Origin of the sequence: Roseobacter sp. HKCCD7870, assembly GCF_037830315.1 — a bacterium.
Taxonomy (GTDB): Bacteria; Pseudomonadota; Alphaproteobacteria; order Rhodobacterales; family Rhodobacteraceae; genus M30B80.
This window is the reverse complement of the sequence record NZ_JBBLYO010000001.1, coordinates 966,813-979,472: the sequence shown is the minus strand read 5'-3', so window position 1 is coordinate 979,472 and position 12,660 is coordinate 966,813. Positions and strand designations below refer to the sequence as shown.

General features: G+C 46.8%; 11 protein-coding genes. All 11 read left to right on the top strand.

The genetic code is table 11. The features are described 5' to 3' along the window. Positions 1–72: 72 nt before the first annotated feature. The 11 genes from AAC637_RS04945 (at position 73) to AAC637_RS04895 (ending at position 12,654) form a co-directional block, all read left to right on the top strand. Positions 73–1,563, top strand: coding sequence for a UxaA family hydrolase (locus AAC637_RS04945; RefSeq protein ID WP_340302570.1), 1,491 nt, complete (start codon positions 73–75; stop codon positions 1,561–1,563). A gap of 9 nt (positions 1,564–1,572) precedes the next feature. After that, positions 1,573–2,637 (top strand): Gfo/Idh/MocA family protein, encoded by a 1,065-nt coding sequence (locus AAC637_RS04940; RefSeq protein WP_340302569.1) that lies wholly within the window; start codon positions 1,573–1,575, stop codon positions 2,635–2,637. A gap of 20 nt (positions 2,638–2,657) precedes the next feature. Beyond that, a complete protein-coding gene (locus tag AAC637_RS04935) occupies positions 2,658–3,548 on the top strand; it encodes an NAD(P)-dependent oxidoreductase (RefSeq protein WP_340302568.1) in 891 nt (296 codons plus the stop codon). After that, complete coding sequence (locus tag AAC637_RS04930; RefSeq protein ID WP_340302567.1) at positions 3,545–4,267, top strand: SDR family oxidoreductase; 723 nt, start codon at positions 3,545–3,547, stop codon at positions 4,265–4,267. Before AAC637_RS04935 ends, AAC637_RS04930 begins: the two co-directional genes overlap by 4 nt. Positions 4,268–4,277: 10 nt before the next feature. Continuing rightward, the gene (locus AAC637_RS04925; protein ID WP_340302566.1) at positions 4,278–5,165 is read left to right on the top strand and encodes a DMT family transporter; all 888 of its coding nucleotides are present in this window, start codon (positions 4,278–4,280) and stop codon (positions 5,163–5,165) included. A 229-nt stretch (positions 5,166–5,394) separates the two neighbouring features. Beyond that, positions 5,395–6,405 carry a substrate-binding domain-containing protein gene (locus AAC637_RS04920; protein ID WP_340302565.1) on the top strand — a complete coding sequence of 337 codons (1,011 nt, stop codon included), beginning with the start codon at positions 5,395–5,397 and terminating at the stop codon, positions 6,403–6,405. 115 nt (positions 6,406–6,520) lie between these two features. After that, on the top strand, positions 6,521–8,920 hold the full coding sequence (locus AAC637_RS04915; protein WP_340302564.1) for an ATP-binding cassette domain-containing protein: 2,400 nt from the start codon (positions 6,521–6,523) through the stop codon (positions 8,918–8,920). Between the two features lies 1 nt (position 8,921). After that, positions 8,922–9,884, top strand: a complete 963-nt coding sequence (locus tag AAC637_RS04910; RefSeq protein WP_340302563.1) for an ABC transporter permease — start codon at positions 8,922–8,924, stop codon at positions 9,882–9,884. A 31-nt stretch (positions 9,885–9,915) separates the two neighbouring features. Then, positions 9,916–10,797 carry a cyclase family protein gene (locus AAC637_RS04905; RefSeq protein WP_340302562.1) on the top strand — a complete coding sequence of 294 codons (882 nt, stop codon included), beginning with the start codon at positions 9,916–9,918 and terminating at the stop codon, positions 10,795–10,797. 106 nt (positions 10,798–10,903) lie between these two features. Beyond that, positions 10,904–11,680: an IclR family transcriptional regulator gene (locus AAC637_RS04900; protein ID WP_340302561.1), complete on the top strand. Its 777-nt coding sequence runs from the start codon at positions 10,904–10,906 to the stop codon at positions 11,678–11,680. A gap of 101 nt (positions 11,681–11,781) precedes the next feature. Further along, a complete protein-coding gene (locus AAC637_RS04895; RefSeq protein ID WP_340302560.1) occupies positions 11,782–12,654 on the top strand; it encodes an NAD(P)-dependent oxidoreductase in 873 nt (290 codons plus the stop codon). Positions 12,655–12,660 lie beyond the last annotated feature (6 nt).

Genomic DNA, 12,660 nt, shown 5'->3' with positions numbered 1-12,660 from the left:
TTGGAGCGCGCGTAATTGTGAAATAAATTGCGCGCGTTCTTTTATGGACGTTAAGTTTAGTGGTGTGTGCATATGAAGACAGTAAGACTTTCCCAATCTGATAATGTTGTTACTGCCCTAGAAACTCTTAAAATTGGAGATGAAGGTGCGGTTCAGGAAATTCCTCGAGGTCACAAAGTTGCTTCAGAGGATATTCCGGCGGGTTCAGCAATTATCAAATATTCGCAAACCATTGGTTACGCTGGTTGCAACATACCGAAGGGTTCGCATGTCCACACGCACAACTTGGAATTCCGTAACGTAGATACCGAGTATGAATATTCGACTAATCTGCGTCCTGTCCTTGCTGCAGATCAGACAGATTATTTTATGGGGTATCGACGTGCCACGGGTCGCGTTGGTACCCGTAATTATATTGCAGTCTTAACCAGCGTTAACTGCTCTGCAACTGCGGCTCGCTTAATCGCCGAACACTTTACCTCTGAACGTCTCGCAGCGTATCCGAATGTAGACGGGGTGGTTGCATTCGTCCATGGAACTGGCTGTGCAATGGGTGGAGACGGCACTGGCTTTGAGCTGCTGCAGCGAACTCTTTGGGGATATGCACGAAACCCAAATGTTGGTGGAGTTCTTATGGCCGGTTTAGGCTGTGAGATGATGCAAATTGATTGGCTGATCGAAGCCTATGGTTTGAAGCCTGGCCCATTGTTTCAGACAATGAATATTCAAGATATTGGTGGACTTCGCCGGACAGTCGAATGGGGTATCGAAAAAATTAACGCCATGCTGCCTTTGGTAAATGAAGCCCAGCGTGAGAAATGCCCCGCATCTGAGTTAATGGTTGCCCTTCAATGCGGCGGATCAGATGCATGGTCTGGAATTACCGCTAACCCAGCAGTTGGATATGCATGTGATCTATTAGTTGCGCAGGGAGGCACGGGAGTTTTGGCCGAAACTCCTGAAATTTATGGGGCCGAACACCTTTTGACGGCCCGTGCAGCAGATCGCAAAGTTGGTGATAAGCTGATTGAATTAATTAAATGGTGGGAAACTTATACATCGCGCAATGGGGGGTCGATGGATAACAATCCTTCTCCCGGAAATAAGAAGGGCGGTTTGACCACAATTTTGGAAAAATCTTTGGGCGCAGCGGCCAAGGGAGGGACCACTCCGCTTACCGGTGTTTATAATTACGCTGAGCCGGTCACAGCCAAGGGGTTCACTTTCATGGATAGCCCCGGATATGACCCGGCAAGTGTTACGGGACAAATCGCAAGTGGTTGTAACCTAGTTGTCTTCACAACAGGGCGTGGTTCGGCTTTTGGCTCTAAGCCTTCACCGACTTTAAAGGTAGCAACAAACACTGAGATGTATAACCGACTTATTGAAGACATGGATGTGAATGCCGGTCGTATTCTCACTGACGGCGCATCTGTCGAGCAAGTAGGACGTGAAATCTATGATGCTTGGTTACGTATGGCCTCTGGTGAGAAATCAAAATCTGAGACGCAGGGGTTGGGTGATTTTGAATTTGTACCATGGCAAGTTGGCGCGGTGATGTAAGGTAGGATTATGAAAAAACCTCTCCCAATTTGTGTTATCGGAGCAGGATTAATTGGAGCGCGCCATGTAGAAGTGGCGCTAAAGTCTGATTTTGTTGACCTTGTTGCTGTTGTAGAGGCGGATGAAGCCCGGCGGATTAAACTTACAGAAAGCGGCCTGTCTGCTGTGTCCGCCGTAGATGACTTGCCCAAAAATGTTCGGGCTGCTGTCATTGCGACACCAACTCCAGCTCACTACGAGAACTCTATGTCGGCTTTGGATAAAGGGCTCGGAGTGCTTCTTGAAAAGCCCGTGGCGGCAACACTCGGTGAGGCTCGTGCAGTTGTTGATGCTTTCGAAAAAGCTGGCATCCCGCTGGTTGTTGGGCATCATCGGCGCTGCCATCCTTTCACGGTTTCGGCGCGTGAAGAGCTTTCAAGTCTCGGTGATTTGGTTGGTGTTCAAGGTTTTTGGTCGCTACGCAAAAATGACAGCTATTTCGACCCACTTTGGCGTCGTAAGCCAGGTGCGGGTCCTCTTATGATAAATTTGATCCACGAAATCGATTTACTGAACTTTTTAATTGGTGAAATCAGTGAGGTAACTGCACTGACTTCATCTGCTCGCCGCAAGTTAGAAATCGAAGACACTGCTTCATTGGCGTTGAGATTTGAAAATGGAGCTTTAGGATCTTTTTTAATCTCTGATGCTGGGGCTTCGCCTTGGAGTTTTGAGGCAGGAACGTTCGAAAATCCAAATATTGCAGGGACAGGTCAGGACTATATTAAGATCTCTGGTACAAGAGCATCGATGGAGTTTCCGTCACGAAAGATTTGGAGGGCCGATTACTCTGGTGAAGTTGAATGGGGACGGGCTCTGTCTCAATTTGAAGCGCCTGCTTATAATTCTATTGATCCGATCCTTGCTCAGATGGAGCGGTTTGCTGCGGTTATAGATGGTGCACATGATGATGTCCTGTGCACTGGATCCCCAGGCATTCTGGCGATGGAAATGACGCTTGCTACGGCCTTGTCGGCAAAGCGCGGAAAGCCTGTATCTCGTGGCGAGGTTCCCCAAGATTTCCGTGGTATTTGAAAAGATAAAAGGTAGAGCATATGGCTGAACACATTGGATTTATTGGACTGGGCCTTATGGGGCGAGCGATGGCTTCCCGCCTCTTGGCAGCGGGTCATCCTGTAACGGTTTTGGGGCACAAAGATCGTAGTGGGATCGAGGAAGTCGCTGCAAAGGGCGCGGTTGAAGCGCTAGACGCTGCAAGTCTAACAGCGTCGGTCGATATTGTGATGCTTTGCATGGGTACATCGGCACAGGTGGAAGCGCGAATTTTTGGCGAGGCCGGTGTGCTTGCGGGCGCAAAGCCTAATCAAATTGTGATTGATTTTGGCACCTCGCTGCCGGCGTCCACGCTAAAGATCGGAGTGGCGTTGGCTGAGAAAGGCGCGATTTATCTTGATGCACCTTTAGGGCGCACCCCTGCCCACGCCTATGATGGCAAATTAAATATTATGTGTGCCGGCGACGAAGATGCTTACAAACGCGTGAAGCCGGTTCTGGACGTCTTGGGTGAAAATGTTTTCCATTTAGGCAAGCTTGGTAATGGTCACACAATTAAGTTGATCAATAATTACTTTGCCATGACTACGGCGATTTCGATGGCAGAGGCTTTTGCTCTCGCCGATGAGGCGAAAATCGCGCGTCAATCTCTTTATGAGGTGATGGCGGCAGGACCAAACCATTCAGGTATGATGCAATTTGTTCGAAATTACGCTACCGAAGGGCAGATCGATCTGGCGTTCTCAGCACAAAATGCAGCTAAGGATGTCGGCTATTATCGACAAATGGCCCAAGATTTAGGCCTTAATAGCCGTATGTCAGGTGCGGCTAACGCCACGCTTGCCGAAATTGTTGAAGGTGGCGCAGGGGGTTTAATGGTCCCGCAGATTGTGGACTGGATGGTTGAAAATTTGAGAAGGAAATCATCATGAGATTACAAGGTAAGCGCGTATTTGTAACTGCTGCCGGGCAGGGGATAGGGCGGGCCAGTGCTCTTGCTCTTTCGCGCGAAGGCGCACACGTCATTGCTACGGATTTGCATGATAAATTTCTGGATGACTTAAATGTCGCGGAAACCTTTGCCCTTGATGTTCTTGATAAGGCTGCCCTGGTTGCCGCAGTAACAAAAGCACAGCCAGACGTTTTGGTGAATTGCTCTGGGATTGTGCATTCTGGTACGATTGAGCAAGCAACTGATGAAGATTTTGACTTGGCGATGAACCTGAACGTGCGGGCTCATTTTCACGCAATCCAAGCCGCTGTTCCTGGGATGTTAGAGCGCGGTCATGGCGCCATTGTGAACATCGCATCGGTATGTTCATCTCTCCGCGGTCTTCCCAACCGCTTTATTTATGGGACATCTAAAGGCGCAACTATTGCCCTAACCAAACAGGTTGCCGCCGATTATATTACGCGCGGTATTCGCGCGAATTGTATTGCACCTGGCACTGTAGATACACCAAGTTTACAGGGCCGTTTGCATGCAACAGGTGATTACGATCAGGCGATGAAAGATTTTGTTGCGCGACAGCCAATGGGAAGACTTGGTACCGCGGATGAAATCGCAGAGCTTGTGGTGTATCTTTCCTCCGACGAAACGAAGTACATGACCGGTCAATGCGTCGCCATTGACGGTGGCATGACGATGTAGGCTCTGGATAGTGAGCGACCCAGCGCCCAAAGAAAATCGAGTTGTTGCCGGAGTTCTGACCATGGCTTTAGCCGTGGTGTTTTTCACTTGCATTGATACGTCTGCCAAGTGGCTGAACGTTGCTGGTATTCCGGTCTTCCAGATCGTTTTCTGTCGTTATTTTGGCCATTTTATCTACTCGTTATTCATGTACCTTCCACGAGAGGGGTTAGGCGCGTTTCATTCCAATGCTCCTTGGAAGCAGACGCTCCGTTCATGCGCTTTGTTTCTTGCTACACTTCTAAATTTTCAAGCGTTGAAGTTCTTACCAATAACGGTAACCATCACGATTTCGTTTGCCGGACCGATAGTAATTACTTTGATGGCCATACCAATTTTAGGAGAAAAGGTGGGCATACGTAGAATTGTGGCCGTCTGCGTAGGGTTTTTGGGTGTTTTGGTTGTAATCCAACCTTGGGGCGCTGAGTTTCATCCGGCAATGTTTTTGTGCCTTGGAACTCTGCTGATGGGTTCAACATATTTTATCATGACGCGCTTACTTGCAGGGATTGAGACTGACGCCACCCATCATGTCTGGTCCAGCGGCATTGCGTCCGCGGCACTGTTGCCTTTTGCTATGAATGTGTGGGTTTGGCCTGAGACAGGGTTAACCTGGCTGGTGGTTTGTCTGATTGGAGCGTTTGGTTTCATAGGCCATATTGCTTCGACCATCGCTCACAGATGGGCCGATGCGTCAATTATTGCTCCACTGACTTATAGCCAGGTTTTTTGGGCTTCACTGGCCGGCATTGTAATATTTGATACTTATCCGACCATTTGGACATTGCTTGGAGCCGCCATAATCATTGCGTCTGGTCTGTACATTTGGCAGCGTGAAAAACAAAAATCTGCCGAATAAATGAGATATGCAGCGACTTTCAGTGATTGATACTCGCTCTAACTCTGCATGAAATTATATTTCATAATATAAAATAAGCACCACAATATTGAACTACATTTGACTCAGAGTGTGTGTGGCGGTGTCATAATTGTAGGCAAAGCTATTACCGGACCGACGCTTTATGCCTCCCAGCCCAATAGTCGGCACTACGTGTTGGCTTAGGTCCACTGGATAGGGAGAACTTTCTATGAAAGTGTTCACAAAAAGTCTTTCGTCATTGGCCCTGATTACTACGTTCGCTGCTGCGCCAGCATCGGCAGACGATTTCGTAATTGGTTTGTCCAATAGTTATTATGGTAATACTTGGCGGCATATTATGGTTGATGCATATGAGGCTGCTGCCGAAGAAGCAAAAACTTCAGGTCGGATAGCAGACTTTGTTACGCTCAACGGTGATGGGAGCGTAGAAGCGCAAGTTGCACATATTAATGATCTCATCTTGCGCGGTGTAGATGCCATTTTGGTTGTGGCTGCATCTGAAACAGCTCTGAACGGAGTGGTCGAACGCGCATGTGCGGCTGGTATTTTGGTCGTCGGTTTTGATAATGTACCGACCGCGGAATGTGCGTATAAGTTGACCGTTGATTTCCAGGATTACGGAACGACAACCGCTCGCGGTGTGGCCGATGTTATGGGTGGAGAAGGCAATTTGCTAGTGGTGAGAGGAATGAGAGGCAACGGAGCGGAGAACGCAATATACTCGGGCCAGCAAAATGTACTCAATGACAATCCCGGTTTAAACGTCGTAGCAGAACTTTTTGGAGAATGGTCGGGCCCGGTTGCACAAGCAGAGGTTGCGAACGCCCTTCCAAATCTCCCGCATATTGACGGCGTATTCGCTCAAGGTGGTGGAGACGCATATGGTGTTCTTCAAGCATTCTTGCAATCATCAGATTACGCTGGAGATATACCGCCGATTTCTGGAGGTAACTCAACTGATTTTGTGAATTGGTGGCGGCAAGCAAACGCTGATAGCGGTTATTCAACAGTATCGGCAGCTCCCGATCCGAGCATTGGTGCTTCAGCGCTATGGTTTGCACTTAATATCCTAGAGGGAGCTACTCCTGAAAAGGTAACTCCGTATCCTGTAACGCTTCTGACAGATGACGACTTGGCGAGCCTCGGTGACCTTCCCGATAACAGTGTAGTAAGTGTAGAACGCCCGGAATCTTGGGTTCTAGAAAACCTTTTAAACTGAACAAAGCATAATATTAGAGGCTCTCGATGCATTAGCGGGGGGCCTCTATTTATTATGATGAATAATGGTATTGAAGTAGGCCAGTACCCTATCAAAAGAAAACAGGTTTGATGTAATGGGATACTTAGAAAGTCGCTCTGGCGATATTCGTTTTGCAGTTCGTGGAATTGAAAAAAAATTTGGTTCCACAAAAGCAAACCAAGATATAAGTTTCTCTGTTGCTCAAGGCGAAATTATGGGTTTGCTCGGCGCTAACGGTGCTGGAAAGAGTACGTTAATCAAAATCGTTTGTGGGGTTGTGACGCCAGATAGTGGCGAAGCCACGTTAGATCGAGCAGCTATTGATTTAGCCAACTACAACCCGCAAGTGGCGAGGAAGCTAGGGATCAGGCTAGTCCATCAAGAACTATCTTTATGTACCAATCTATCAGTTTCCGAAAATTTTTTTCTTGAGATGCCGGATTTCGGTAAAAACCCATTAGCAACCAAACAAACATTTTCGCCAATCGCAAAAGCCGCCATTGAAAACATTTTTCCTGACACAGAGATCAGTCCTAGTACCATTGTTGGCGATCTAAGCTTAGCACAGCAGCAAATGGTTGAGATTGCTCGAGCGGCAATTGATCCAGAATTGCGATTACTTATTTTAGACGAGCCAACAAGTTCTTTGGATGGACCTCGTGCGGAACAATTACATCAATATTTAAAGAAAATTTCTGATACTGGTGTTTCAGTTGTATTTATCAGTCATAAAATTAGGGATGTCCTTTCACTCGTTGATACCGTCACCGTAATGGAGAGCGGTAAAATAGTTTGGAGTGGCGCGACAGGCGATACCAATGAAGAAAAAATTTTCAGCCAAATGGGTGGCCGATCTCATGATCTGAGAAAAACATTAGACGGTGATCGGAGAGGATCTCATGGGCAAGTTCTTTTCGAGTTCGATACTCGTGATCCAGTTAATGCAACAGGCAATACCATCCAATTACGTGCGGGTGAAGTCGTTGGATTGGCTGGCTTAGAAGGTCAAGGGCAACGAGAGGCTCTCAGAAACCTACTATTTGATTCAAAAACGTCTGCATTTGTGTCTGGGGATAGACGGCGCGACGGAATTTTCCCAATAAATTCAGTTATACAAAACGCGACTGTATCCGCTATCGCAGAAATGGGTTTGGAAGTTTGCTACCCAGAAAAAAAAGTTGGGTCAAAAGTTCTAAAGTGGTCAGATCGGGTCGGCCTCTCAAAAGAACGGCTTAATGACAACATTTTAGATTTAAGCGGGGGCAATCAGCAGAAAGCATTAATGGTTCGAGCGCTCTGTACCAACCAACCCGTCCTGTTGCTGGATGACCCAACTCGAGGAGTTGATTCCAGCGTCAAGCGCGAGATTTATAATGTTTTACAAGATATTGCAGAATCTGGTCGCTTGGTCGTTTGGAATAGTTCTGAGGACGATGAGTTTGAACAATGTGATAAGGTTTTAGTCTTTAGTGGCGGAGTTATTATTAAAGAGTTAGACAACACAAATTTTTCAAAAGAAGCGATTATCCATGCAAGCTTTTCTGGAGTTGATTCCCACCTAAAAACTAAAAAAGGCAAACACCAGAATATTCAATTTCTTGATTTTGTGGCCCCAGCAATCATGCTCGCATTGTTTATTTTGGCGGCTTGGTTCAATCCGATGGTAGTAAAATACATTGGCTTGGACTTAATACTAGCAGGTGCGGTGCCGTTGGTTTTTGCAACACTCGCACAAACGTTCATAATAGGTGGGAGCCAGATAGACCTCGGGATTGGGCCATTTATGGCGCTGATAAGCGTCGTTTCCGCTACTTTTTTGGTGGACGCACCTTTTCTTGGCGTCCTTATTCTGTGCGCTTTGTTATTAACATATGCGTCAACGTCACTTTTGGTTGTAATTGGAAAAGTACCATCGATTATAGCTACTCTAGGACTGAGCTTTATATGGATTGGGATAGGATATATAATTCAGCCAATCCCAGGTGGAAGCGCTCCATCGTGGATAACGTCCCTTATTTATTTTCAATTCCCAATTGTGCCTATACCGGTAGTACTGATTTTAAGTGTGACGGCAATTGCAGTTTTGGTGAACCGTTCGACACTTGGGACAATCTTAAGGGGTTTTGGTAACAACCCTTCATCATTGAAAGATGGCGGTTGGGGACCTGTTAAATTCCAATTCTTTCGCTGGTTATCTGCGGGTATTTTTGCAGTAGTTGGTGGCATATTGATTACAGGCATTTACACTGCTTCGGACATAAATGCAGGCGGTTCTTTAACTCTATTGAGCGTAACGGCATTCGTGATGGGAGGGGGCATGCTTTCTGGAGGTATCATACGCCCCGTTGGGGCGGTATGTGCCGCTATTTCCTTGACCCTTATAAATTTGGTTCTGGGGCAATTGAATTTGGACACTGATTTTACCCCTATGGTTCAAGGAAGTTTGCTGCTCACCATTTTATTGGTCCGTACAATCGCAACGAGAAGAGCTTAACATGACTTTAAACTCACTATCAGAAAGAGTTCCTTGGCTTTGGTCGTTGGGCGGATCTTTACTAATTTGGGCAATTTTAATGCTCAATGCAGGCCAATTGAGTTTTGGTCCTATAGTGGCGGCGATTGTTTCTGGCTCATTTCTACTAATTACGGCGATTGGGCAAAGCTTTGCGATGATGACAGCGGCAGGAAACGTTGATTTATCAATGCCCGGGGTAATCACATTATCCGCTTATTTAAGTATTTGGTTAGTTGGCGGCCAAAATGAAGCTACTTGGATCGGCTTAATCGCAGGGATGGGGTTGGGCGCGTTAATCGGTATTTTAAATGGATTACTTGTCGCCTTGGCTCGGATCCCCGCAATTATAGCTACGTTGGCGGTGGGTTATGTTGTGACGACTTTCTGTTTGTTAGCCAACCGTGAGCTATCAGCCAACGATATCGCGCCTTTGTTGACGGTTGTCGTAACGCAGTCAGTTTTCGGAGTTCCAGTAATTGCGTTATTGGCGGGCTTGATCTCTGCTTTGGCCGGGTTTGTTTATTTTTCGACTGGCTTTGGCCGTCTTCTTCTTGCCACCGGTCAAAACCATCAGGCCGCAGAGATGGCGGGTATTCCGATTAATAAAGTAATTGTGCGAGCTTTTGTAATCTCCGGCGCTTTGGCAGGCTTAACTGGCGTTCTACTTGGAGCAAGATCTGGCGGTGCATTTTTGGATATGGGTAAGCCCTATTTGCTGCTCTCCATTGGCGCGGTTGTTGTTGGGGGCACACCCCTTTTTGGAGGCAAAGTTACAATAATTGGCTGCGCGATGGGGGCACTTTTTCTCATACTAATGCGAACTCTGATGCCAGTTTTGGGGTTCACTGGAGGTGAGGTGGAGATTGCTCAAGGCGGTATGATTATTGCGGTTCTCGTGATTGGCGGAATTCGTGTTGGCAATCTATTAAAAGCCGAGGCCTAAACCCTTAATTAGTATTTAGGGAGAAAGAAAAATGCACAATAATAATAGTTGGACAGATCCCAAGGACCGGCAGTTTAGCTTTGATATCGGGCCATTCAAAGACGTGAAAAAAGGCTTATGTTATGATCTGTCTTCTGGCTGGTGGCACGGAATGCCTTTAGCAGATGCTCATCCTCCTTTTGGTATCTTATCTTACCGAACTCCGCAGGGCCAAAGGGTTCAGAAAGACATAGCGATGTTGCATGACAACAAAGTTGGGTTCGGTTTTATTTCTGAGTTGATGATGTGCACAGCGCATTCTGGAACCCACATTGACGCGTTGGCTCACGTAGTTTGCGGGTCAGATCCAAGCTGGTTTGGCGATCATCTCGCCAAAGAGAGCCTGGGTGATTTTGGGCCTATAGGAAAAGATGCCTCTGAGCTTCCTCCAATTGTCTGTCGTGGCGTTCTAATCGATGTAGCAGGCTATCTTGGCGTAGATCACATGAATAAAGGGCAGGCTGTCACTATAGAGCTCCTCGAAGGAGCTTTAAATGCTCAAAAGACAGATATTAAGAGAGGTGACATTGCCTTTATAAGGACTGGCACCATGCAAAAATGGCCCGATAAAGAGCACCTTGCCGCATGCCATGGATCTGGATTGGCTTTGGAGGGAGCTGAATGGTTAGTTGCTAAGGGCGTACGCGCTATTGGGGGAGATAACGAGTCACTTGAGTGCCAGCCGTCTGGCTATGCTGGCGATCCGCAACCAGTCCACCGTTACTTAATTCGCGAGCAAGGAATACCAATACTTGAATGGGTTTTTCTGGAAGACTTGGCTCGAGACTCAATTTACTCATTTATGTTCGTGTGTTTGCCTCTTTCAGTTACCGGTGCGACTGGTTCAATGATAAGGCCAATAGCAATAATATAGATTTCGCATTATGAAATTTATTTCATAGTGCGAACTATTTCTTTTGAATTAGTAATTTATCAATTATGAATTCATTCATTAGTTATCTAGCTTCGAAGAGTGTGAAATGTCATTGGCGCAAGAAAAAACTGCTCCAAGTCCAATCCAATCGGTTTCTCGAGCCCTCGACATTTTAGAGCTAATTGCAAGGCGCGGCGGTGAAATGTCTCTTGCTGAAATAAGCGACGGCTTGGGGCTTAACAACTCCACCTGCCATCATTTGATAAAGACGCTAATGAGTAGAAATTATTTGAGGCCTGGGACTGCTCGTGGCCGCTATATTCTTGGCTCACAAGTGGTTCTGGTCGCCGAGGCGGTAAATATAAAAGCGGAATTGCCCCTTAGAGCTCGTCCTATTCTTGAGCGATTAAATCAATTAACTGAAGAGACTGTGCACCTGGCGGTTTTGCACGGCGATGAGATGATAACCCTTGTAAAAAAAGATGCCTTGCACGCCCTGCGCGTGGATAGTGGATCTATCGGAAAATCCACGGCCTTATATGCGACTGCGACTGGAAAAGTCTTGCTGGCGGGTCTGGATGACGATCACATTAGAAGACTTATGGCTTTGCATGGCATGAGGAAATTTACAGCTAATACTATCACAAATTTAAACGCACTTTTTGAAGAGTTAAATAGAGTGCGGAATGACGGCTACTCCCGAGATGACGAGGAGTTTCAACGTTATGTCGTTTGCATTGGTGCTCCAATATATGGAGTAAATGGAAAAGTTATAGCATCACTGAGTGTATCCACGCCAATAAATCGAGCTTCAAACGAGCATCTTGAATTTATCAAGACTGAGGTCATCGACGCAGCAACACAGTTGTCGTTGAACAGATGACAGCATGTCATTTTGAGCAGTGTGCACGTTAAGCCCGAAACAGATGTGTTGATTAAGTCGAGCTCTAAAAATCGCAATAATTCAGAAGGTTGGAGAAAGTCATGAGTAAGAAAATGGTTGGATTTGTCGGTGTCGGCAACATTGGGACGCCTATGGTCCTATCACTGCTGCGTGCTGGATTTGATGTGCTTGTTCGAGATTTAAACAAAGATCAGGCAAAAGAAGTTATTAATGCTGGCGCGCGTTTTGCCGGCTCGAACGAGCAGTTAACTCAGGAGTGCGATGTCATTGGCGTCGCTGTTGTTAACGATGCGCAGCTTACGTCGCTATTTAGTAGTGCTGGAGGGCTGTTGGAAAGCGCGCGCAAAGGCACAACATTGATAGTCCACTCGACTGTTTTGCCAAAGACTATCCTCGCGCTTGGAACTGAAACCGACGCAAAAGGTCTCAAGATGATTGATGCCCAAGTTAGTGGTGGTGATCTCCGAGCCCGTGAGGGAGACCTGGCTGTTATGTGCGGCGGCGATCCGAAGGATGTTGAGGCCAACAGTGATTATTTTTCTGCAATCTCACGGCGTACTGAGCACCTGGGCCCGCGTGGTTCTGGAGCTGGAGCAAAAATAGCTATTCAAATGATGACATTTGGAAATTGGATGGCAGCAATTGAATGTATGCGTTTGGCCAGAGCTCTGGGGCTTGATGAAAAAGCGTTAGCTGATTTTGCAAATGATACCACCGGCTACAGTTGGGTGAGCCAAGTATGGGGCAACTATGACCGACTGCTTCATACCCATCCATTAGCGGGCACTGAAGACCTGTATCGCATGTTTGACAAAGATTTATTTAATGCGGTTCTCGTCGCACGGGAGCATGGGGTTCATCTTCCAATAACTGCCGTTGGTAGCCAGGTGATGGAGGCAGCCATGAAGGAACGAATTGATCTTTCAGCGGACCAATATGCGAAGAAATCTTAAGGGGAG